Raw genomic sequence first — 22,617 nt, forward strand, 5'->3', positions numbered from 1 at the left:
CGTTACACCGTCAGCGCGAAGTTCGGGTTGACGCCGTAGAGCGCCAACGCGGCGGCCAGCACCACAACCTGGACGGAAACGAGGGAGAAACGCATGGACCGGCCGACGCCCTCGCCGACGCCGACGGGACCGCCTCCGGCGTTGTAGCCGTAGAAGCAGTGACTGATCATCACCACCGCCGTGATGATGATGGCCTCCAGGAAGGACCAGAACACGTCGTCGGGACGCAGGAACGTCCGGAAGTAGTGCTCGTACGTGCCGTTGGACTGGCCGTACAGCACGGTCGTGGTGATCTGCGGCGACAGGAACGACATGATCATGGCCAGCGCGTAGAGCGGGATGATCACCACCAGCCCGGCCATGATGCGCGTGCTCGCGAGGAACGAGATCGACTTGACGCCCATCACTTCCAGGGCGTCGATCTCCTCGCTGATTCGCATGGCTCCCAATTCGGCGGTGGCGCCCGCTCCGACGGTGGCGGCCATCGCGATGCCGGTGACCACCGGGGCGGCGATGCGCACGTTGATCAGTGCGGCGAAGAACCCGGTGAACGCTTCGACGCCGATGTTGCCCAGCGACGCGAACCCCTGGATCGCCACCAGCGAGCTGCCCGACAGGGTCACGAAGCCGACGATCGCGACCGTGCCGCCGATCACCGCCATCGCGCCGGTGCCCATGCCGATCTGGGCGATCAGCCGCAGCGTCTCCTTGCGGTAGTTGCGCAGGGCGTGCGGCATGTTGCCGACGGAGACGACGCCGAACCAGGCCATCTGCCCGATGTCGTCGACCGCGCGGACCACCGCACCGCCATAGTGGTTGACCCTTTCTACTGCCCGGGGGAATCGGGAGCGCAGGACGGCAGCGGTCGACATGTCAGCGTCCCGTCCCGAACCGCACGCCGATCGTGGTCAGCACCACGTTCACGGCGTACAGCGCGACCACACAGAGCACGACGGTCTCGTTCACCGCGGTTCCCAGCCCCTTCGAACCGCCGCGCACCGTGAGCCCGCGGAAGCAGCCGACCAGCCCGGCGATCAGCCCGAATATCGCCGCCTTGACGGTGGCGATGACGACCTCGGGGAGACCGGTGATGGTGGTCAGGGTGGCCAGATACGCGCCGCCGGAGACGTTTTGCAGGTACACCCCGAACAGGTAGCCGCCCACCAGGCCGACGGTGATGACCAGGCCGTTGAGCAGCGTGGCGACCAGGGTCGCGGCGATGACCCGGGGGACCACCAGGCGGTGGATCGGGTCGATGCCGAGCACCTCCATCGCGTCGATCTCCTCGCGGATGGTGCGGGCGCCCAGGTCCGCGCAGATCGCCGTGGATCCGGCGCCGGCGACCACCAGCACCGTGGTCAGCGGGCCGAGCTGGGTCACCGCGCCGATGGCCGCGCCCGCGCCCGACAGGTCGGCGGCGCCGAACTGGGCCAGCAGCACGTTGAGCGTGAAGATGAGCAGCACGGTCAGCGGGATCGAGACCATGATGGTCGGCAGGAACGCCACCCGCATGATGAACCAGCACTGCTGGATGAACTCCCGCCACTGGAACGGCCAGCGGAACAGGGCCCGCCCCGTCAGGACGCACATCCGGAAGAAACCGCCGATGAGGGTGAGCGGCGTCTCGAGTTGATCGCGCAGATAACCCACCAAATGGGGGCCCTGCCGACTCGTCGACGTTGAACTCACCATTCCCCCCTTGCACCGGCGCCGGCCGCCTTCAGGCGCCGGGACGGATCGTGTCGCACGCCACCTCTCCCCGGCCCTACGTGTGTGACCATCGGCTCCCTACTCGCAGGTAGTAACGGCGACCACAGGAATGTACCCGATGGCTTCTCACGTGTGAACTGCATCCGCACAATTAACCCTTCGTCAACAACCGGCAAACGTTACAGGTCCCGTCAACCCCCCTCGCTGGTCGTGGAACCCTCTGCACCGGAACGTGTTTCGAGCATTTGCGCGGCCCCGTAACGGATCCGCAGCTCAGTTTTGAGCACCTTCCCGGAGGGGTTTCGGGGCAGGGCGTCGACGATCTCGAGCGCTTTGGGGTGCTTGTAGCGGGCCAGTCGCTCGGCCAGGAAATCGGCCAGGTGCTCCAGCCGCAACTCGGCGTCGGTGACGGCCGCGACCGCGATCGGCACCTCCCCCCACTTCTCGTGGGCGCGGCCGATGACGGCCACCTCGACGATGCCGGGATGGCCGGCGAGCACGTTCTCGACCTCCGCGCAGTAGATGTTCTCGCCGCCGGAGATGATCATGTCCTTCTTGCGGTCGACCACCCAGACGTAGCCCTCGTCGTCCATGCGGACGAGGTCTCCCGAGTGGAACCAGCCACCGGCGAAGGCCTCCGCCGTCGCCTCCGGGTTGTTCCAGTAGCCGCTCATCAATGTGGGCGCGCGATAGACGATTTCGCCGACCTCGCCGACGGGAACGTCGTTCATGTTCTCGTCGACGACGCGCGCGGCGACGGTGGGGATCACCTTGCCCACCGACCCGCGCTTACGGATGGCGTCCTCCCCGAGGAGCATGCAGGTCACCGGCGACATCTCGGTCTGCCCGAACGCCGCCAGGATCTGCGTCCCCGGGAACGTCGCCGACATCTCGCGCAGCAGCGCGTCGGGCGCCGGCGCCGCCCCCCAGGACATCACCCGCAACCGCAGGTCGCGGGGGCGGGCGCGCTGTTCGGCGCAGACCGCCTGCCACTGGGCGGGGACCAGGAAGATGCCGGTGACCTTCTCGGCCGCGAGGACGTCGAGCAGCTGGCCGGGGTCGAACGCGCCCAGCGGGTAGATCACCGTGGGGGTGCCGAGCGTCAGGCCGGTCAGCATGTTGCCGATCCCGGCGATGTGGAAGAACGGGACGCCGATGAAGCCGACGTCGCTGTTGACGTCGGCGCCGTTGGTGTAGAGCCCGGTCATGGTCTGCCCGGTCAGGTTGGCGTGGGTCAGCACCGCGCCTTTCGGGCGGCCGGTGGTGCCGGACGTGTACATGATGAGCGCCGGCGAGTCGTTGGGGATGTCGACCGGCTCGTGCGAGTCACCGGGCTCGTCGACCAGGTCCTCGTAGCCCAGCACGCGGTCGTCGGTCGAGCCCCCGGCGACGGCGATCGTGCCCAGGATGGGCTGGATCTCGCGGACCCCGAGCGCCACCGGCGCCAGCACCGATTCGGTGATCATCGTGCGGGCCTCGCAGTCCTCGGCCAGGAACGCGATCTCGGACGCGGTGAGCCGGAAGTTCAGCGGGACCGCGATCGCCCCGAGCATGTTGACGGCCAGGACGGACTCGATGAACTCGGGCCGGTTGAGCATCAGGATCATGACCCGGTCGCCGAAGCCGACCCCGCGGCGGCTCAGCGCGTCGGCCAGCGCGGCGACCCGGCGCTGCATACCGGCCCACGTCAGGGTGTTGCCCAGGAACCGCAGCGCGGTCGCGTCCGGTTGCATGACCGCGTGGCGCTCGAGCTGGTTGACCCAGTTCTGCCGGCGGGCGCGGTACAGCTGCTGGCTCGCACGCGAGCCCTGCGCCAGGTGGCCGGCCAGTTGCGCGGTCAACGCCAACCCCTCCCCTTCACTCACGCACCGCTTGCGCCAGGTTGATATTTGATAAAACTTGGTGTTGTCTGGGTCACACTATGGCTTAAAAGGCCACCTGACAAGACCCGGCCCAAGCCACCGCCTCGCCCCGGAAAGCCCAGGCAGCCGACGTGAACGCACCGATATCGACGCAGCCGAGGAGGCGTCGACCACTGCGCCGGGCGCAGTTGTCCGACGAGGTGGCGGGACGTCTTCGGGCGGCGATCATGTCCGGGACGCTGCGCCCGGGGACGTTCGTCCGGCTCGATGAGACCGCGGCCGAGCTCGGGGTCAGCATCACGCCGGTGCGCGAGGCGCTGCTGAAGCTGCGCGGCGAGGGCATGGTCCAGCTGGAGCCGCACCGCGGTCACGTCGTGTTGCCTCTGACGGCGCAGGACATCCAGGACATCTTCTGGCTGCAGGCCACCATCGCGCGGGAACTGGCCGCCGCGGCCACGGAGAACATCACCGACGCCCAGGTCAACGAGCTCGAGCGCATCAACGACGCGCTGGCGGCGGCGGTCGGTTCCGGCGACGCCGAGACGATCGCCGGCATCGAGTTCGCGTTTCACCGGGTCTTCAATCAGGCCAGCGGCCGGATAAAGCTGGCCTGGTTCCTGCTCAACGCGGCGCGCTACATGCCGGTGCTGGTGTACGCCGCCGACCAGCAGTGGGGTGACGCCGCGGTGAACAACCACCGGCAGGTGATCGCCGCGTTGCGCCGGCGCGACGCCGCCGCGGTGATCGACCACACCGTCTGGCAGTTCACCGACGCGGCCAACCGGCTGACCGAGATGCGCGGGCGGATGGGGATCTAGCGGCGAACGTCGACTTGTTGCGCACGAACGCGCCTCAAGCCGACAACGCCTCCACGTTCGAGGCCAAGCCGGCTAGTTGCCGGAGAGCTGCTCGGCGCGCTGCTTGAGGTTCTCCGCGAGGTGGTCGAGGACGTTGCCGGCGAGCTGCTTCACCATCGGGGCCGGGATCGGCATGGAGGTCTCGACGTCCATGTCCACCGTCAGCAGGCTCGACGCGCCGGTCTCCACGACGCTGAACAGCTGCTCCTGCTTGGTGAAGAGATCACCTTGCTGCAGCACGGTCTGTATCTGGTTCTCCCCCGGGTAGTACACGGCCTGGATGAAGGTGGCCTTCATCCCCTGGTAGTCCGCATCCAGGCGCAGCTGGCTGGGCCGCCCGTCGTCGTAGCGGGCCAGCACCCACAGTCCCTGGACCTCCTGGTTCCACTGCGGGTAGGCCTCGAAGTCGGCGACGATTGCCATGATCGATGCGGCGTCGGCACCGACCTCGACGGTCTTGCTCAGAACTGGCATTCGCCAACCTTAAGTTATTGCCCCGCAGGAACTTATTGCCCCACAACGGCCGTCGACAGCAGCGCGCGGATGGGGTCCGGGATGGGGACGGACTTGCGGCTGGTCCGGTCGACGTAGACGTGCACCCAATGGCCCAGCGCGGTGACCGGTTGCGGCTTCGAACCCGCCCGCAGGACGCCCAGGCGATAGGTGACGCTGCTGCGGCCCAGCCGGGTGACCGCCAGCCCAATCACGAGTGCCTCCGGGAAGTGCAGTTCGGAGAAGTAGCGACAGCCGGACTCGGCGTCGATGCCCAGCGCCGGCGCGGTGATCGGGTCGAGCCCGGTGCTGGTGTTGATCCAGGCGTTGATCGCGGTGTCGAACAGCTGGTAGTAGACGGCGTTGTTGAGGTGGCCGAACATGTCGTTGTCGGCCCACCGGGTTCCCACCGGCCACAGCACCGGGAAGTCGTCGCTCGTCAGCCCGTCGGGCGCGGGCGGAACCACAGAGGTCATGCGTCTACCAGTACCGCATGGCGTGCCGGAACAGGTCCGCCAGAACGGGTTTGCTCATCTCGCGCGGCGCGTTCTGCAGCAGGCGCTGCTGAGGGTGGGCGCCCTCCGTCAGGGCCGTCACGTCGTCGTCGCCGTACCCGACCCCGCTGAGGCCGTTCGGCATGCCGACCGCCCGCATGATGCGGATCAGTTCGGCGGCCAGCACCTCGCCCGCGTCCTCGGGCCCGGCGCCGCGCGCGTCGGCTCCCAGCAGCAGGGCGCCCTCGAGGTGCCGTTCGGGGCTGGCCTCGGCGGTGAACCGGAACGACGAGGGCGCGTTGAGGATGACCGCCATGCCGTGGGGCACCAGCGGCTCGTCGTCCGGGTAACCCGCGGGGCGGAAGTCACGAACCAGTCCGGCCACCGCGTAGGCCATGCCGTGCGGCGCGTGCACCCCCGCGTTGCCGAACGCGATGCCGGCAAGCGTTGCGGCCCACATCATCTGCTCGCGGGCCTCGCCGTCGGCGGCGTCTCCCACCGCCCGTTCCAGGTTTTGCCCCAGCACGCGCAACGCCTCGCGGCAGCCCAGGTCGCTCCACGGATTGGCGCCCTGGCTCATCGGGCGCAGGGTCGGCCGTTCGGGCGCGGGCCGGCGGACGTAGGGCCGCGCGGTGAAGGACTCCAGGGCGTGGGACAGCACATCGAGGCCGGCCGCGGCGACGACGCCTGGCGGCAGACTCGCCGTGCAGTCGGGGTCGACGAGCGCCTCGGTGGGCCGCAACGAGCGAGAGGCGATGCCCGTCTTCGCCGACAGCGACAGCAGGTCGAAGATCGCGATGCCGGTCACCTCGCTGCCGGTGCCGGCCGTGGTGGGGCATGCGATGTGCGGCTTGAGCGGGCCGGGGACCGGTTTGCCGTCGCCGACGGGCGCATTGACGTACGTCAAGAAGTCCGCCGGATGCGTCGCGTACAGATTGGCGGCCTTGCACGTGTCGATCACCGATCCCCCGCCCAGCGACACGTAGCCGTCGGGACCGAGCTCACGGGCGAAACCGGCCGCGTCCCGGAAGGACGCGTCGGTGGGCTCGACGTGCACGTCGGTGTAGGCGACGACGTCCATCCCGGCGGCGACGAGCGCGTCACGCGTCTTCGCGAAGATCGGCAGCGCGGCCACGCCGCGATCGGAGAACAACGCCACCCGGCGCATCCCGTGGCCGCGCGCCCTGTCACCCACCTCCGCCAGGCAGTTGCGTCCGAACGTCACCCGCGAGGCGTCGACGGTGAAGGCGCCTTCGCAGCCCTCCGAGGGAATCGGGTAATCGCAGCACGCCATGCGCCCATTATCTCGGGTGCAGCGGCGCCACCGGCTCGACGGCGGTCTCGGGCAGCCGGTGCTCGTCGATGTAGTCCCAGCGGATCTGGTAGCCGAGGCCGGGCGCCGACGGTATGTCCACGAACCCGTCTGCGCCGAGCGGGTCGCAGGGCGCGTCGAGGTAGGCCGGCGCGCCGTCGTAGCGGACTCCCGGCCCGAGCAGCCCCCGCTCGTAGTATTCGCAGACGTCCTCGCTGGTCGCGCCCAGGACTTGCAGGTTGCCGAAGCCGCTCATGTGCAGCTCGCAGCGCATGCCGACCGCCTCGCACATCCCGGCCAGCTTCATCACGCCGGTGATGCCTCCCCGCAGCACGTCGATGCGGCTGATGTCGGACGCGTCGCGCAGGATCCAGTCCGCGCGGGTGTAGATGCCGCCCTCGGCGATCTCGGGCGAGCAGATCGGGATGTCGAGCTCCCGGGCGAGGCGCACATAGGACTGCGTTTGGTGTTCCGGCATGGGGTGCTCGTACCAATAGAAGCCCAGCCGTTCGAGTTCGCGGCCGACCCGCAGCGCGTCGGCGTAGGTGTGGTAGGTGCCCCACGGGTCGAACATCAGCACCATGTCGTCGCCCACCGCGGCGCGAACCTCGCGGCAGACTCCGATGTCCCAGTCGACGTACGACGGCCGCGGCAGCGCGGGCTCGCCTGTCGCCGGATTCCAGTAGTGGTACGGGTGGATCTTGTAGGCGCCGTAGCCCTGGCGCTTGCACTCGACGGCGTGGGCGGCATACTCGCCGGGGGATCCGAGGTTGTTGAAGCTGCTGGCGTAGGCCTTGACCCGGTCGCGGGCGCCGCCGAGGAGTTTGCGCACCGGCAGTCCGGCGACCCGGCCCGCCAGGTCCCACAAGGCGAGATCGATGACGCTGCAGACGTTTTCGGGAAGCTTTGCCGCCCACAGCTGCCGCCAGATCTCGGCCCGGTCCAACGGGTCCTGGCCGGCGAGCAGCGGGCTCAGGAACTGCGTGATGAGCGCCCGGTCGCCGGGCAGCAGCCCGTCCTGGTCGCCGTGGAAGTGGCCGCCGAAGTAATAGCCCTCGATGCCCTCGTCGGTGAGCACCTTGGTGACGGTCTGCACCACGCGGTAGTCGGTGTTCAATTGGCCGAACGAGATTCGGTCGACGAACGTCTCGAACGGCACCACCTCGAGCCCCGTGATCTTCATGCCTGCCGATTGTTCCGGCGGGCCGAACGCTCAAGTAGAGGCGAAGGTCCTTGCCAAGGCGTCCCCTTGCAGCGCGAACAGTCGCTCGGACGGCGGCCAGTCGGGCAGCAGGGTGTCGAACCCGTGACACGTGCGGGGAAAGACGTGCAACTCGGCGGACACTCCGGCGCGCAAAAGCCGCATCGCGTACTCGATCGCCTCGTCACGGAAGGGATCGACCTCGGCGCACGTGATGAATGCCGTTGGGAGATAGCCGTTATGGACTCGCCGGGCGGGGACCGCGGCGGGAGAAACGTCCGTGGCGCCCAGGTAGTACCGCCACATCGACTCCGCGGCCTCGCCGTCGAAGGCCGGGCTGGCGCGGAATTCCTCCTTGGACGCGGTCGGCCGATCGTCGAGCACTGGTTGGTGCAGTAGCTGGAACACCACCCGCGGGAGCGACCCGTCCGCGGTCTCGTGGGCGAGGCAGGCCGCCAGCGTGGCGCCGGCGCTGCTCCCCGCAACGGCGAGCCGCGCGGCATCAACACCCAGGTCGGCCGCCGATTCGGCCACCCACGTCAGGACGGCCCTCGCGTCCTCGAGGGCGGCCGGATAGGGATGCTCCGGGGCCAACCGGTAGTCGACGGACACCACGGCGCATCGGCCGCGACGCGCGAGTTCGACGCATTGCCGGTGATCGGTGTCCAGGTTTCCCAGTGCGAAACCGCCCGCGTGACAGTAGATTACGGTCGGGGATGGCGACGGTCCACCGCGATATATGCGGACCGCCACATCGCCCGATTCGGTCGCCACGTTATCTTCGACGATCCGCACGCCCCGCGCGTCGGTGCGCTCGGCGGTCTCCCGGCGACGCTGGTTGAAGGGTTCCCGCATGAGCCGAATCGACTCCGCGGCAAAGTCGGTCCGCGTCGTCGCGACGGCGCGCAAGGCGGGATCAAGCCGTTCGAAGCCATCCAGGCCACCCAGCTCCGTCATCGGTTGCTCTGCTCCGCTGCCGGCACCGCCGCACCAACTTCGGACCCGCCCGGTGCGCGGAAAGTGAAGTCGACGGGCTTGAAGCGGCGCGTCATGGCCCAGAAGGAACGGGCGCTGCGCGGCCACTGGGTCACCACCCGCCCATTGGGGGCGCGGAAATAGTTGCTGCAGCGCGTGGTCCACACGGTGCCGACGATCCAGCGGTCGACCTTGGCGACAAAGTCCGCCAGCGCGGCGGGCCGCACTGCGACATAGGTCTTGCCTCTGCGCCGCATGTATTTCAGCGCGCGCACGATGTAGCGGGCTTGGGCTTCGAGCATGAAGATCACGCTGTTGGAACCGACATTGGTGTTCGGCCCGTACAGCATGAAGAAGTTAGGGAACCCCGGAACGGCCATCCCGAAATACGCGTGCGCCCCGTCGCGCCATACCTCTCGCAGCGTGGCCCCGCCCTCGCCGGTCACGTCCAACTCGCCCAGGTAGTCGGCCGCGGCGTAACCCGTCGCACACACCACGACGTCGACCTCGCGCTCTCTGCCGTCATCGGTCACCAGAGTGCGCTCGCGCAGGCATCGCGCCGGGCTGTCCAGTACCTCGACGTTGGGCCGGGTCAATGCGGCCAGGTAGTCCGAGGAGAACACCAGCCGCTTGCAGCCCATGGGGTGGTCAGGGGTCAGCTTGCGACGCAATTCGTCATCGGCAACGGTCTTTTCGAGCATGCCCAGCGCGATCGCCGTGAATTCCTCGGTCTTCGGGCTGCCGTGCTCGATCACCGAGATGTTGGATTCGCTGCGCAGCCACAATCGGGTCCGGTACAGCTTCTTGGCGAACGGTAGGTGGGCGAATAGCCAGCGTTCCCGACGGGTGTACGGGCGGTCGGGCTTGGGCAGGATCCAGGTCGGCGATCGCTGCACCGAGTACACCGTGTCGGCGACCTCAGCCAACTCGGGCACCAGCTGTGATGCGGTGGAACCGGTGCCCAGCACGGCGACCCGCGCACCCTCGAGCCGCACCGAGTGGTCCCACCGCGAGGAGTGCATCAGCGTGCCGGTGAACGGCTCCTCTTCGACGAGCGCCGGAAAGAGCGGGCGGGTGAACAGCCCGACGGCGGACACGACGATGTTGAACCGGTGCTGGTCACCATCCGCACTCGTCAGGCACCACCGTTGGGTATCTTCCTCCCAATTGGCGGAGACGATCTCGGTGCGCAGCCGCAGGTGCGGGCGCAGACCGTACCTGTCGGCGCAGCGCTGGAAGTATTTCAGGATCTCGGGCTGCGCGGGCCAGAGCCTCGACCAGTCCGAGTTCAGGTCGAACGAGTAGGAATACAGGTGCGACTTGACGTCGCACGCCAGCCCCGGATAGGTGTTGATCAGCCAGGTGCCCCCGACGTCGTCTTCTCGGTCGAATATCGTAAAGTCACGGAATCCCGCTTCGGCCAACAGGATGCCCATCGCCATGCCGCCCGGCCCGGCCCCGATGATGCCGACGGACAACCCGGCGCTCACCGAATCTCCAGGCATTGCCCACCGTCGACGACCAGTTCGCAACCCGTGATGAACGACGCCTCCCTGGAGAGCAAGAAAGCAACGGCCGCGCCGATTTCGGTCGGCTGGCCAATCCGCCCGAAGGCCGACGACGCGGCCAGCCTCAGTTGCGTCGCATCGTCGAGCATGGGAGTTGCGATGGGTCCGGGAAACACCGCGTTGACTCGGATCCCCAACGGGGCCAGTTCGGCGGCGGCCTGTTGGGTCAGGCCCCGCAGCGCCCACTTGGAGGAACCGTAGGCGCTGTGCCGCGGGAATGGACGGATGGCCCCGGTGCTGCAGATGTTGACGATGGCCGCGTCCGTGGCGGCTCTCAGCTGCGGAAGCGCCGAGTGGATTCCCAGGAATGCGCCGAAACAGTTAACGCGCCAAGATCTTTCAAAATCATCGGCCGTTTCGTCGGCTAGCGACGCGCGGTGCAGCACCCCAGCGTTGTTCACCAGTGCGGTCAACGAGCCGAAACGGCCGACAACCGCGGCGACGGCATTCTCCCACTGCGACTGCGAGGTGACGTCGAGCTCGACCCCGATCACCGCGTCATCGCCCAGTGCGTCGACTGCCGCGGTCAGCTCGTCGGCGCGGCGGTCGCAGGCGGCCACCGCGTAGCCCGCCGCGCGCACCCGCTGGGCGATGGCCCAGCCCTGTCCACCGGCGGCGCCGGTCACCAGTGCGACCCGTTCGTTCATGACGACGTCACCTCGGGACTGCCGGAAAGGCCGGCGCTGGTGATGAATTGGCAACGGCGCCTGGCGAAGCGCCACCGCCCGTCGGCGCGGACCAGCTCGTCGTCGTACAGGGCGGGTCGTAGGCACAGGTCACCTGCCCGGACGAACAACACCTGCGAACGGGCGGTCGCGGTGTCACCGCGGACGTCGATCTGCGAGGCTCCGGTCAGGTGCAGCCCGTGCGGCGCATTCCGAAACATCGCACCGATGCCGGCGAAACCCACGAAAGACCGCCCGTACACCACGAATTCGGCGTCGGGGAGAAACAGAGCCAGGCAGCCGTCGAGGTCACCGGCATCGAGGGCGAGCGCGTAGCCGGCGATCAGCGCGTGGATGGCGGCTCGATCGTCCGTCACGGCCCGGCCGCCTCGCGGAGATGCTCCGCGGCCCCGCGCCGCAGGGCCTGCGATTCGGCCGCCAGGGTGATCAACCGAAATCCCCGCTCCGCCATGGCGCGACCGGTCATGCCGTCCCCCGCGTGGATGCCGGTGATCAGGCCCGCGTCGCCGGCGGCTTGGGTTATTCGGTGTACCGCGTCCAGCACCACCGGGTGTTTCGTTGCGCCGACGACACCCACTCCCATCGAGAGGGCCAGATCGGCGGGCCCGACATATAAGCCGGCCAGTCCATCGACGGCGCAGATCTCCCCGAGGTCCGACAGCGCGGCCGCCGTCTCGATCATCGCGAACACGCTCACGCGCGACTGCAGCGCGGCGGTGTCGTGGCCGAGGCTGGCACGCAGCGGGCCGAAGCTGCGAACACCGGCCGGCGGGTAGCGAGTGGCGGCCACCGCCGCGGCGGCCTGGTCCGCCGACTCGATCATCGCGATGACGACAGCGTCGGCACCGGCGTCGGCCACCCGACCGATCGGCGCCGCGTCGGCGCTGGGCAGGCGCACCACCGTGGCGATCGGCACGTGTTCGATGCGGCGGAGCATACGGGCGATGTCGGCGTCGTCGAGGTAGCCATGCTGGGCATCGAAACCCACGTAGTCGTAACCGGCCCGGGCGAATTCCTCCGGCCCGAGCAGCGTGGGCCCGGTGATCCAGCCGCCCCAAAGGGGACCGCTGCGCTCACCGTCGAAGAGGCTCATTGGGCGATCGCGATCTTGATACGCTCGGGCACCGGGCGGCAGGCCAGGTCGAACGCGCCCTGCACGTCGCGGACGTCGAAGGTGTGCGTGAGATAGGTGCCGAGCAACCGGGGATGCTCGTCGGCGAACTTCGCTGCAGCATCCAGGACCCGCCTCCGATCCAGCGTCACACCGGATTTAAGCGTGAGGTTGTTACGCAGCATCAGGCGCATGCTGATCGGATAGGCGTCGTCGTCGGCCACGCCGAAATAGAAGACCGTGCCACCGGGGGCGGCGGCCTCGATCGCGTGGCCCAGGGTGGCAACCTGGTGTCCCACGGCCTCGATGACGATGTCGGCCCGGTCGCCGGGCGCCAGGTGGCTCACCCATCGGTCGCTGGTGGCGCGCATCGGGTCGTCGACACCGAATGCCGTTGCGTGAGTTGAGCGGTCGACCGGGTCGACGCCGGTGACGCGCCGGGCGCCGGCCGCCATTGCCACGTAGGAGAACAGCAGGCCGATCGAGCCCTGGCCGATGATGGCGACGTGCCGGCCGGCCAGATCGGGGAGTTGCTCGCAGGCATACAAGACACAGGCCAAGGGTTGCAGGCCGATCGCCTCCGCCGGGCGCAGCGCCGGATCATACGGCGCCAACATGCCGCCATCGCTGATCACCCGTTCCATCAGCCCGTCGAACCCCGATGCCCAACCCACGACGCGATCGCCGGTTCGGTGGTCGGGGTGGCGGCTGGCGATGACCTCACCGGCCACCTCGTGAATCGGAAACCCGTCCTTTTCCGCGGCGCTGGTCCCGTCATCGCCCGGCAACCGGCCCTTGGCGCCCCGGAAGGCCGGCAGGTCGCTGCCGCAGATGCCGGCGGCCGAGAACCGCAGCAGCACTTCGCCCTCGGCCAGGTGATCGGGGGTCTTCTCGGGTATCGACGTCCGCTCGAACTGATACGGGGCGACGATGCGGTAGGACCACACCTCAGACCTCCACCGGGATCTTGTTCCATCCCCACTGGAAGCTGGACGGCAGTCGGGTCGCGGCCTGTTCCTGGATCGAATAATCGGGCACCCTGCGCAGCCATTCCTGCAGCAGGACGGCGACTTCCAACCGTGCCAGGTGGTAACCGATGCAGAAGTGCTGGCCGCGGCCGAAGGCCAGCGAGCGACGGATCGGGCGGTTCCACACGAATTCGTCGGGCTCGTCGTACTCTCGTTCGTCGCGGTTGGCCGAGGCCAGCAGCGTGATGACACGCTGGCCGGGCCGGATGGTCCGGTCGTGAAGTGTGAAGGGTTTCCGCGCCGTTCGGGCGAACCACTGCGCCGGCGCGCAGAACCGGATCATCTCCTCGCGTGCAATCGCCACGTTGTCGGGGAGGTCGGCGCGCACCGCCGCCAGCTGGTCGGGCCGCCGGCCGAGTTCCCACAGCCCGTGGGCGACGATCTTGGGCACCGTTTCGGTCCCGCCGATGAAGATGCAGAGCATCTGCGTGGCGGCTTCGACGTCGTCGAGCGCGGTGCCGTCGGGCAGGCGGTAGCCGAGCAGGCCGTCGACCACGGGCAGCGTGGCCCCGGACGGGTCGGCGCGGCGCCGCTGGACCGACGGGATCAGGAACTCGAGGTAGTTCGGCCTGGCCTGCGCGACCTCGACGCCGACGCCCGGTTCGGCAAGGCTGCCGGCATTGACCGACGCGAGCACCTCAGACGCGAGATCGGTTGGTATGCCAAGCAAGTCGCACACGATGGACGCCGCCACGATACCGCCGTAGTCCTGAGTGAGGTCGAACCTGCCTTGTGGCAGCAGCACATCGAGGCGCTCGTTGGCCAGGGCGCGAATCCTGTCCTCCAGGCCGGCCACCGCCCTCGGTCGCAGCGGCAGGCTGTGCGCGCGCCGGATCTCGCCGTACAGGTCGGCGTCGAATACCGCGTGGAACGGCAGCGGGTGCAATGGCGGGTCGTCGACGGGACCGGCGTTGTGCCGGGCCAACACCGAGGCCGCGGGCAGCGTTCCCTCGGATGCGACGAAGGTGCCGTCGTTGACTTCCAAAACGCGCCAGATGTCGTCGAAGCGGGAGAGCACGTAGGTGTCCCACTGCGGCATGTAGTACACCGGGTGCTCGTCGCGCAGAATCCGGTAGTACGGCAACGGGTTTGCCATCACATCCGCGCCGAACGGATCGTACGAAAAGGTCACTGCAGGGGCGAGGGGGGTAGGGCTTGGAGAATCGAGTCCTCCCAGCCGTCGCGCAGGGCGGGCGCCACGCTCATCCACGTCACGAGCTCGGCGGGGGGACTCTCTTTGAATGACGGGTAGTGATTGGCGAAGCACTCCCAGCCGCCGTCCAGCGCCCAGTAGTGGATGACCTCGTTGTAGCGGAATGTGGTGGTGAAGGAACCCAGCCAACGCTTGCCGGTGCGCTCCGACCACGGGACATACAGCCGCTCCAGTTCGCGGATGTAGTCGTCTTGGCGCCCCGGTTTGGTCTGCATGATCTCCTGAATGACCAGCGGCGCGAGGAAATTGGTTCCGCGCAGCTGAACCAGGGTTTTGTTGGAGGGGCCGGGGTACATGATGCGCCCCTCCCCCGCGGCGCCGATACCTGCCAAGAACTCCGACCATCGGCCGGCCGCGACACGGTGGCTGCCGCCGCGCGACTGGGCGGCCCCGATTCTGGCGTAGTCGGCGAAGCCATCGATCTCCCAGATGATCGTCACCTGCGGCCAGTGGCCGTTATAGGGGGTGGTCTCCCAGATGGCGAACAGCCGGGCACCGAGCTCGGCCATCATCGGCTGGTAAATGCGGGTGAACGTTTCGGTGAAGGCGTCACTTCTCCCCGTTCCCAGCGAGATCGTCTCGTGCAGGTAGAGCAGTGTGTGGCTGTAGTACTTCTTCATTGGCTAACGGCGCCAGGCCGACTCCGCGTCGACCGGCGAACAGCTGGCCATGTCGCACAGCAGCGTCTCGGTGAGATACACCGAATCGCAGGGCAATCCGGCCGCTGCCAGGGCGAAGCCCTTGAATCGGCGGGCCGCGCTGCTGAGCACATGTTGCGTCCGGGTCGTCGCGCGGTTGACGCCCAGGGGCAGCCCGTCACCCCACAGCGCCACCTCGGTCAACCGGTCGCCCAGCGCCTGGATCACCCTGTCGCGCACGCTCGCGTGGGCGCTGAACGCCTCGGCGCTGACCGCCAGGGTCTGGCACCTCAACGCCGACAGGGATGGCCGCAGCTCGCCGTCAATCGACTGAACGCCGAGAATTCGCAGCGGGCGGCTGTCGCTGCCCGGCGGCAGGAGCGCCGTCACCTCCCACCCGGCCATCACCCGGTCGTACAGCCACCCCCCGGCCGATTGCACGACGTCGGCGACGCTGGCCGCGACGACGTCCAGTCGATATCGCAGATCCTCACCCTCCGTGCGGGGGGCCCGCGCGGCGCCGGTCCCGCGATCGTGGCTGATGTCGAACGTTGATGTGACCATCAAATCGGTTCCTCGAAGGATGTGTGTGTCGTCACCCGACAGCGTGACACTTCAAGGGAAAATTGTAAAGGCGACCGGCCTCGGTCAGGGGCGGTTACAGCCCTCGCCGGGCCTCGAGTTCGGCCAGGACCTCGTCGGTGTGCTGCCCGAGTTTTGGTGCCGCCGAACGGGGCGCCCAGGGCGTGCCGTGGAAATCGGCGGGGCTGGCCACCATCGGCACGCCGGCTTCCCCGTCCGGGACATCGACCACGCCACCGGCGGCGTGGAACTGCGCGTCGGCCACGACGTCCTCGAGGGTGTTGACCGGTGACCAGAAGAAGTCGGGTTCGCCGGCGAAGACCACCGCCCACTCGTCGAGCGGCCGGGTGGCGAAGATGCGGTCGAGTTCGGCGATCAGCTCGGTGGCGTTGGCGGCCCGCGCCCGGGCGTTGTCGAAGCGCGGGTCGCTCAGCCAATCGGTGCGGCCCACCGCGCGACACAACGCGGGCCAGTGCCGATCGGCCTCCAGCCCGACGATCCAGAACCGACGCCCGTCGCCGGCGGCGTAGTTGTTCATGCACGGGTTGCCCATGGTCTCGCGCTGCCCGACCGCGATCGGCTGCCCGGTCATCAGATACGTGTTGAGGTCGAAGCTCACGGTGTAGGCGCCCTGCCGGTACAGCGAGGTGGTCACCAGCTGGCCTGCGCCTGTGCGGTGCCGGGCGATCAGCGCGGCGCAGATGGCGGCGGCGAGCGTCATGCCGGCCGAATGGTCGCCCATGCCGCCGCGCTGGAACGGCGGGGTGTCACCCGGCCGGGTGAGCAGGTGGGCCAGACCGGCGCGCGACCAGAACGCCGCGACGTCGTAGGCCGCCCGGTCTGCGTCGGGTCCGCTCTCGCCGTACCCGGTGATCAGCCCGTAGACCAGGCGCGGGTGGCGGGCCGCCAGGGCGTCGTAGTCCAACCCGAGCCGCCGCAGCGCGCCCGGGCGGACGTTGGTCACGAAAGCGTCTGCGCCGGCGAGCAATTCGTAAGCGGCATCCCGGCCGGCGCCGGAGGACAGATCGAGCACGACGCTGCGCTTGGAGCGGTTGTCCATTTCGAAGGGCGGGTTCACGCCCAGGTCGCAGCCGAGCATGCGGCCGAACAGGCGCCCCGGGTCGCCGGACGGCGGCTCGATCTTCACCACGTCGGCGCCCCAGTCGGCCAGGATCGCGGCGGCGGCCGGCCCGGCCACCCACACCCCGAGCTCCACGACCCTCATGCCTTCCAGCGGTCCAGCCATGGCTGGCACCTTAACCAGCCGCGCATCGACCGGGTGTACGGCCTGGCCTCCATCGGCCGCCCGAAGCGTTGACTGTGCGATGGCCCATCACCGCACGGTCGACGCGGCCCCGCGCAACTGGAAGGGTTAGCCCCATGACACTGGTGGCCGGGCGCGGCCCGCTCAGCGACGACCCGGCGGGCCGGTTCTCTTCCCCGATACCCGACGGCGTGAGCTACATCGAGCCGCACCCGCGCCGCGTCGAGGCCATCAAGGACGGCCGCATCGTGATCGACACCGAGCGGGCGCTGATGGTGCACCGGCGCGGCCACCCGCTGAGCTATGTCTTCCCCGTCGACGAGGTGGGCGACCTAACGACGGAACCCGGACCCGACGCGCCCGGCTTCGTGCGCGTGCCCTGGGATGCGGTCGACACCTGGCTGGAAGAGGGACGCGAGCTCGTCCACTACCCGCCCAACCCCTACCACCGCGTCGACTGCCGCCCAACACGACGCCGCCTGCGCGTCACCGTCGACGGCACGGTCCTCGTCGACACGGGCGACACCGTGATCCTGTTCGAAACCGCTCTCGAACCAAGGCTCTACGTCGATCCCGCGCACGTGCGCACCGACCTCCTTCGGCGCTCGGATACGACGACCTACTGCAACTACAAGGGCTATGCCACCTACTGGTCCGTCGCCGCGAACGGCCACTTGATCGAGGATGTCGCCTGGAGCTACGAGGACCCGCCGCCGGAAAGCCTTCCCGTCAGAGGCTTCCTGAGCTTCGATCAAGACCGGGTCGACGTCGACGCCGACCTGCCGCTCAGCCGCCGTAGCTAGGCCGCCCGAGCCCGAGCACATGCTGGGCGATCATGTTGCGGAACACCTCCAGGGTGCCGCCGTAGATCCCGAGCGGCAACGCGAGCCGGTAGAGGTGTTCGGCCGCGCCGTCGCTCGCCGAGCCCGGCGCGTCGGCGGGCAGGGCGGACGCCGGTCCCATGATGTCCATCAGGTCCGGCGAGATGTCGCGCATCGTCTGCGCGATCGCGACGCGCCCGAACATGCCCGGCGTGCTCAGCGCCGCCTCCATCCGGGCGACCGCCCGCCCGAGCCGGTACCGGACCGATTCGTCGTCGACGGCCGCGACCATCGCCGCGACGGTGTCGACCACTTCGGCCATGATGTCGCCGTGCGCCGCCATCGCCGCAAGGTATTGCAGGCCATGGTCTTCCGGGTCGACCATGCCGTGCTCGGCGTCCAGGGCCGCCCGCATCACCGTCCAGCCGCCATTCGCCTCGCCGATGCGGTACAGGTCGTCGACGCGGACGTCGCTGTAGTAGACGATGTTGGTGCGGTCGCCGTCGAGGGTCCGGATGGGCTGGATCTCGATGCCCGGTGAATCCAGCGGCACCAGAAACATGGTGAGGTTCCGGTGTTTCCGGCCCTGCGGGTCGGTGTTGGTGAGCAGGAAGACGTATTGGGCGTTCTGCGCGTTCGACGTGAACATCTTGGAGCCGTTGATCACCCAGCCGGACCCGTCCCGCACCGCGCGCGTCTTGCAGGTCGCGACGTCCGAGCCGCCCTCGGGCTCGGTGTACCCGAGGCAGAGCCGGATGTCTCCGGACAACACCCCGGGCAGGACCCGTTCGGTGAGTTCGGGCGCGGCGAACTGCTGCACCAGCCGCGCGACGACGGAGGTGGTGCCCCAGTGATACCAGGGTGTGTGCGCTCGCGCGATCTCGAGCTGGAAGATGCGGCGGCGGACCGCGCTGTAACCGCCCTCGGTTTCCAGCTTCCAGTCCGAGGCCAGATAGCCGGCCTCGCCCAGCGCCAGATGAACCTGCTCGTCGAAGTTCTCACCGAACTCCCGCTGCCGCCGCAGCACGTCCTCGGTGACGTGCTTGGCGATGAACGCCCGTGTCTCGTCGAGGAAGGCCTGGTCCTCGGCGCTGAGCTCGACGTGGGAGAGGTCCATCAGGCCGCTTCCACGACGAGGCTGCCGAAACGGTCAAGGGTCTCCAGCGCATGCGCCACACTGTCGCCGGGCAGCCCGACGCTCACCCAGGTGACGCCAAGCGCGGCAAGCTTTTCCAGTCCGCCCAGATAGGCGTCCGCGTTGAACTGGTCGTCGGTGGGACTGCCGCCCTCGAAGTTGGTGAAGGCGATGTCGATCGCGGACCAGTCCCGGCCCGCCGCATCGCAGCGGCGCCTCAGGTCGTCGATGCCCTCGGTGAGCCGCTGCACCGAGTCGATGACGGCGGTGCCGGCGGTCTGCGCCAGCTGCGGCGGTGCGGGGAACGGGCACCAGCCGTCCCCGTACTGCGCCACCCGCTGGCGGGACGCCGCCGTGTTGCCGCCGATCCAGATCGGCGGGTGCGGCGACGTGACCGGGCGGGGGTGGGCGGTGATCCCGCGGGCGGTGAAGTGCCTTCCCTCGAAGGAGATGTCGTCGCCGGTCCACACCGCCCGGATCACCTGCAGCGCCTCCTCGAAGAGCTCGAGGCGCTCGTCGTAGTCGATCCCGAGTGCCGCGAACTCCCGCTTGAGATATCCGACGCCGACGGCGAGGGTGAACCGGCCGCCGGACAGGAGGTCGAGCGTCGCCCCGGACTTGGCCACGACGAACGGGTTTCGGTAGGGCAGCACGACGATGTTGGGGATGAGCCGCAGCCTGCTCGTGCGGGCAGCCGCAAAACCCAGTGCCACAAAGGGATCCAGGGCGTCGTGCCCGCCGGCGTCGAGCCAGCGTTGCGACGGCGCCGGATGGTCCGTGAACCCGAAGCCGTGCACCCCGGCCGCCTCGGCCGCCGCCGCCACCGTCGCGATGCCCTCCCCGGACACCAGTTCGGGGTTATAGGGATGCGTGTGCATCGGGTGGGTGATGGAGAAGCGCATCGCGATCAGAAGCGGGAGCGGGCGTCGATGGTCGTGTCGCTGGTGCGCAGCGGACGGATCAGGGCCTCCTGGGCGAAGGACGCCAGCAGCTCACCCTGCTCGGTGTGGACGGTGCCGCGCACGTAGGACATTCCCGCACCCACCTGGGTGCTGTCGTGGGTGTAGAGCAGCCAGCCGTCCCAGCGGACCGGTTCGTGGAACGCGATCGAGATGCTCATCGGGGCGGTCGACACGGTCAGGTGCGCCTGGCTCGTGCCGATGCCGGGATGCGCGCGCATGGTGGTCGAGATGCCCAAGTGCCCGGTGAAGTATGCGACGAGCGCCTTGGCCAGGTCGTCCCTGGAGGGAATCGGCTCGTAGCGGACCCACGCGTGCAGCTCCGGCGGCCCCACTTCGTCGGGACTGTTGACGTCGACGACGTCGACCACCCGCACCTCCCGTCCGATCATCGGCATCTCACACGGGTTGGCCTCGGCGGGCGAGGCCACCTCCGGCCGCGGTTGGTGGTGACGGATGACGTCGCCACTCGGCACGTCGGCCAGCACCGTCACGCTCATGCAGCGACGGCCGTTCTGCATCACGGCGACGATCGCGGTCGCCGTCGAGCGGCCCTCGTGCACCACGTCGAGGGCGAGCTCGGCGGGTGGCCCGACCGCGACAGCCCGCGAGAACACCGCGTGCGCCGAGCGCACGGATTTGCCCGGGAATCGTTTGGCCACAGCGACTATCGCCTGCGCGACCACCTGGGTGCCCTCGACCACCTGGCGGCCGTCGTCGCCCGCGATCCCGGTGTCGGCGGCGAACCGGTCGGTCCCGTCTGCCCGCACATCAAAAAGGTCGAGCAGGCTGTCCACCGACCACTGCGTCTGATCAGAATCTGTGGTCAATTCCACCTCGCCTCTCCCACGTCGCGGTCCTCGCTCAGCGTGACACTCGGCGCACAATTTGTAAAGCCGACGAGGCGTGGTCCACGGCGCGAGCGGAAGGCGCTGCGCGCCAAGGCAATCGCGGTCACATTGACACCGACACCTTCGGTACGTGACACTTTTTCGATGTTTTGTAAAGCGGAAAGCCTGATCCCGGAGCCGTTGGCCCGCGGATTCTGCTTCGGGGAGGGCCCCCGCTGGTTCGAGGGCCTGCTCTGGTTCTCCGACATGCTGGGCGAGGCCGTGCACACCTCCGACCTGCGCGGCTCCGTCACCACGCTGCCGCTGCCGGGCCACCGGCCGTCGGGCCTCGGATTCCGGCCCGACGGGTCGCTGCTGATCGCCTCGACCGAGCACCGCCAGGTCCTGCGCTACGACGGGGAAACCGTCGTCACCATCGCCGATCTCTCCGCGCTGGCGCCGGCCAACCTGGGCGACATGGTCGTCGACGACGCCGGCCGTGCCTACATCGGCAGCCAGGCCTTCTCCGGCGGTGTCATCGTCCGCCTCGACGCCGACGGCGCCGACGTGGTGGCCGAAGACCTCGACTTTCCCAACGGAATGGTCATCACACCGGACGGCACGCTGATCGTCGCCGAGTCGACCGGCCGTCGGCTCACCGCCTTCGACATCGACGACGCGGGCGCGCTGCGCAACCGCCGGGTGTTCGCCGAGGGCCTCGACGGCCCACCCGACGGCATCGCCCTGGACGCCGAGGGCGGGGTGTGGACGTCGATGACGCTGGCCCACCAGTTCGAGCGCATCGTCGAGGGCGGCGCCGTGACCGACCGCATCGACATGGGCGACCGGGTCGCCATCGCGTGCGCGCTGGGCGGCCCCCAGCGACGCACGCTGTTCCTGCTGTCGAGCACGGACGCGTACCCTCAACGGCTCGTCGGCACGCGGCTGTCCCGGGTGGACGCGGTCACGGTAACCGTCCCCGGCGCCGGCCGGCCCTGAACTCCGAGAGGCGGACGAGTGACCGACTCCTACTACGAGCTGATCGACGCCGACGACCGGCTGGGCGAAAGGTTCAGGGCCACCGACCTGGCGCGCGGCACCTGGTCGGCGGCGATCCAGCACGGCGGCCCGGTGTCCGCGCTACTGGTCCGGGCGCTGGAACAATGCTCACCGCGAGAGGACACCCGTCTGTCCCGGGTCGTCATCGACCTGCTCGGCGGGGTGCCGGCCGAGGGCGACCTCTGGATCGGCTCTGCGGTGCAGCGCGCCGGCAAACAGATCGAACTGGTCGGCGCCGAGATGCTCGCCCCCGGTCCCGACGGCGAACCGCGGCCCGTGGCGCGTGCCACCGGATGGCGGTTACAGCGGCAGGACACGCGAGGGATTGCCCACGCCGCTCCCGAGCCGCCGCGGCCGCGGATCCAGGCCCGCGACCGCAACCTCAAGGCGAGGGACTGGGACCGCAACTACGTGCACAGCCTGGACTGGCTCTGGCTGACCGAGCCGCTGAGTGAAGGTCCCGGCGAATCCTGGATCAAGCCGAGCGTCGACCTCGTCAGCGGCGAGAACATGACGCAGCTGGAACGCCTGTTCGCGGTGGCCGACTGCGCCAACGGCATCGGCAGCAAGCTCGACATCACCAAGTGGACGTTTCTCAACACCGACCTGGCGGTGCACGTGTTCCGGATACCCGACGGCGAGTGGATCGGCATCCGCGCGGAGACCAGCTACGGCCCGGACGGCATCGGGACGACGGTCGGCACGCTGTTCGACGAAGGGGGCGCCGTGGGAGCCATCCAGCAGTCCGTGCTGGTGCGGGCCCGCCCGGGGCGGGGGCACGGTACGTGACAACGCGGCTCAACTTCGTAAGGTTTGAGAC

24 protein-coding genes are annotated in these 22,617 nt (G+C 68.9%); 4 read left to right on the forward strand and 20 right to left on the reverse strand.

The window, feature by feature from the left end; all coding sequences use genetic code 11:
- Positions 1–2 precede the first annotated feature (2 nt).
- From GPY60_RS10385 to fadD5, 3 genes are all read right to left on the reverse strand, one after another.
- The gene (locus GPY60_RS10385) at positions 3–872 is read right to left on the reverse strand and encodes an MlaE family ABC transporter permease (protein ID WP_156687582.1); all 870 of its coding nucleotides are present in this window, start codon (positions 870–872) and stop codon (positions 3–5) included.
- Position 873: 1 nt separating this feature from the next.
- The gene (locus tag GPY60_RS10390) at positions 874–1,689 is read right to left on the reverse strand and encodes an MlaE family ABC transporter permease (RefSeq protein ID WP_231639551.1); all 816 of its coding nucleotides are present in this window, start codon (positions 1,687–1,689) and stop codon (positions 874–876) included.
- Positions 1,690–1,901: 212 nt separating this feature from the next.
- A complete protein-coding gene (fadD5, locus tag GPY60_RS10395; RefSeq protein ID WP_156687584.1) occupies positions 1,902–3,551 on the reverse strand; it encodes a fatty-acid--CoA ligase FadD5 in 1,650 nt (549 codons plus the stop codon).
- 152 nt (positions 3,552–3,703) lie between these two features.
- On the opposite strand from fadD5, the gene GPY60_RS10400 reads away from it, so the two are divergent.
- A complete protein-coding gene (locus tag GPY60_RS10400) occupies positions 3,704–4,390 on the forward strand; it encodes a GntR family transcriptional regulator (RefSeq protein ID WP_197283624.1) in 687 nt (228 codons plus the stop codon).
- 72 nt (positions 4,391–4,462) lie between these two features.
- Here the strand turns inward: GPY60_RS10400 and GPY60_RS10405 are convergent, their stop codons facing one another.
- The 14 genes from GPY60_RS10405 to GPY60_RS10470 all read right to left on the reverse strand — a co-directional run bounded on the left by GPY60_RS10405 (position 4,463) and on the right by GPY60_RS10470 (position 16,975).
- Entirely contained in the window at positions 4,463–4,903 is a 441-nt protein-coding gene (locus tag GPY60_RS10405) for an SRPBCC family protein (protein WP_156687585.1), read from the reverse strand.
- A gap of 32 nt (positions 4,904–4,935) precedes the next feature.
- Positions 4,936–5,397, reverse strand: a complete 462-nt coding sequence (locus GPY60_RS10410) for an acyl-CoA thioesterase (protein ID WP_156687586.1) — start codon at positions 5,395–5,397, stop codon at positions 4,936–4,938.
- Positions 5,398–5,401: 4 nt separating this feature from the next.
- Positions 5,402–6,709, reverse strand: coding sequence for a hydroxyacid-oxoacid transhydrogenase (locus tag GPY60_RS10415; protein ID WP_156687587.1), 1,308 nt, complete (start codon positions 6,707–6,709; stop codon positions 5,402–5,404).
- Between the two features lie 7 nt (positions 6,710–6,716).
- Positions 6,717–7,910 (reverse strand): enolase C-terminal domain-like protein, encoded by a 1,194-nt coding sequence (locus GPY60_RS10420; protein ID WP_156687588.1) that lies wholly within the window; start codon positions 7,908–7,910, stop codon positions 6,717–6,719.
- A gap of 30 nt (positions 7,911–7,940) precedes the next feature.
- Positions 7,941–8,885, reverse strand: a complete 945-nt coding sequence (locus GPY60_RS10425; protein ID WP_156687589.1) for an alpha/beta hydrolase — start codon at positions 8,883–8,885, stop codon at positions 7,941–7,943.
- The gene (locus tag GPY60_RS10430; RefSeq protein WP_156687590.1) at positions 8,882–10,408 is read right to left on the reverse strand and encodes a flavin-containing monooxygenase; all 1,527 of its coding nucleotides are present in this window, start codon (positions 10,406–10,408) and stop codon (positions 8,882–8,884) included. The genes GPY60_RS10425 and GPY60_RS10430 overlap by 4 nt, the downstream gene beginning before the upstream one ends.
- Complete coding sequence (locus tag GPY60_RS10435) at positions 10,390–11,118, reverse strand: SDR family NAD(P)-dependent oxidoreductase (protein ID WP_156687591.1); 729 nt, start codon at positions 11,116–11,118, stop codon at positions 10,390–10,392. The genes GPY60_RS10430 and GPY60_RS10435 overlap by 19 nt, the downstream gene beginning before the upstream one ends.
- The gene (locus GPY60_RS10440) at positions 11,115–11,513 is read right to left on the reverse strand and encodes a nuclear transport factor 2 family protein (RefSeq protein WP_156687592.1); all 399 of its coding nucleotides are present in this window, start codon (positions 11,511–11,513) and stop codon (positions 11,115–11,117) included. Before GPY60_RS10440 ends, GPY60_RS10435 begins: the two co-directional genes overlap by 4 nt.
- Entirely contained in the window at positions 11,510–12,250 is a 741-nt protein-coding gene (locus GPY60_RS10445; RefSeq protein WP_156687593.1) for an HpcH/HpaI aldolase family protein, read from the reverse strand. Before GPY60_RS10445 ends, GPY60_RS10440 begins: the two co-directional genes overlap by 4 nt.
- Positions 12,247–13,215: a zinc-binding dehydrogenase gene (locus tag GPY60_RS10450; protein ID WP_156687594.1), complete on the reverse strand. Its 969-nt coding sequence runs from the start codon at positions 13,213–13,215 to the stop codon at positions 12,247–12,249. Before GPY60_RS10450 ends, GPY60_RS10445 begins: the two co-directional genes overlap by 4 nt.
- Before the next feature lies 1 nt (position 13,216).
- The gene (locus tag GPY60_RS10455) at positions 13,217–14,428 is read right to left on the reverse strand and encodes a cytochrome P450 (RefSeq protein WP_156687595.1); all 1,212 of its coding nucleotides are present in this window, start codon (positions 14,426–14,428) and stop codon (positions 13,217–13,219) included.
- A complete protein-coding gene (locus tag GPY60_RS10460) occupies positions 14,425–15,129 on the reverse strand; it encodes an NIPSNAP family protein (RefSeq protein WP_156687596.1) in 705 nt (234 codons plus the stop codon). Before GPY60_RS10460 ends, GPY60_RS10455 begins: the two co-directional genes overlap by 4 nt.
- Positions 15,130–15,132: 3 nt before the next feature.
- Positions 15,133–15,711: a hypothetical protein gene (locus GPY60_RS10465; protein WP_156687597.1), complete on the reverse strand. Its 579-nt coding sequence runs from the start codon at positions 15,709–15,711 to the stop codon at positions 15,133–15,135.
- A 94-nt stretch (positions 15,712–15,805) separates the two neighbouring features.
- Positions 15,806–16,975 (reverse strand): CoA transferase, encoded by a 1,170-nt coding sequence (locus tag GPY60_RS10470; RefSeq protein ID WP_156687598.1) that lies wholly within the window; start codon positions 16,973–16,975, stop codon positions 15,806–15,808.
- A gap of 134 nt (positions 16,976–17,109) precedes the next feature.
- Between GPY60_RS10470 and GPY60_RS10475 the strand changes: the two genes are divergently transcribed.
- Positions 17,110–17,796, forward strand: a complete 687-nt coding sequence (locus GPY60_RS10475) for a DUF427 domain-containing protein (protein WP_156687599.1) — start codon at positions 17,110–17,112, stop codon at positions 17,794–17,796.
- Here the strand turns inward: GPY60_RS10475 and GPY60_RS10480 are convergent.
- Genes GPY60_RS10480 through GPY60_RS10490 form a run of 3 tightly spaced genes read right to left on the reverse strand, consistent with a single transcriptional unit; the run spans position 17,780 to position 20,738 of the window.
- Complete coding sequence (locus tag GPY60_RS10480; RefSeq protein ID WP_156687600.1) at positions 17,780–18,931, reverse strand: acyl-CoA dehydrogenase family protein; 1,152 nt, start codon at positions 18,929–18,931, stop codon at positions 17,780–17,782. The two genes, GPY60_RS10475 and GPY60_RS10480, sit on opposite strands and share 17 nt — an antisense overlap.
- The gene (locus tag GPY60_RS10485; RefSeq protein WP_156687601.1) at positions 18,931–19,851 is read right to left on the reverse strand and encodes an LLM class F420-dependent oxidoreductase; all 921 of its coding nucleotides are present in this window, start codon (positions 19,849–19,851) and stop codon (positions 18,931–18,933) included. Before GPY60_RS10485 ends, GPY60_RS10480 begins: the two co-directional genes overlap by 1 nt.
- 5 nt (positions 19,852–19,856) lie before the next feature.
- Positions 19,857–20,738: an acyl-CoA thioesterase gene (locus GPY60_RS10490; RefSeq protein WP_197283625.1), complete on the reverse strand. Its 882-nt coding sequence runs from the start codon at positions 20,736–20,738 to the stop codon at positions 19,857–19,859.
- 186 nt (positions 20,739–20,924) lie between these two features.
- On the opposite strand from GPY60_RS10490, the gene GPY60_RS10495 reads away from it, so the two are divergent.
- Both GPY60_RS10495 and GPY60_RS10500 read left to right on the forward strand, forming a co-directional pair.
- Entirely contained in the window at positions 20,925–21,737 is an 813-nt protein-coding gene (locus GPY60_RS10495) for an SMP-30/gluconolactonase/LRE family protein (protein ID WP_156687668.1), read from the forward strand.
- An 18-nt stretch (positions 21,738–21,755) separates the two neighbouring features.
- Entirely contained in the window at positions 21,756–22,586 is an 831-nt protein-coding gene (locus GPY60_RS10500; RefSeq protein WP_156687602.1) for a thioesterase family protein, read from the forward strand.
- Positions 22,587–22,617 lie beyond the last annotated feature (31 nt).

The organism is Mycobacterium sp. Marseille-P9652 (genome assembly GCF_902652685.1).
In the GTDB taxonomy this organism is placed as follows: Bacteria; Actinomycetota; Actinomycetes; order Mycobacteriales; family Mycobacteriaceae; genus Mycobacterium.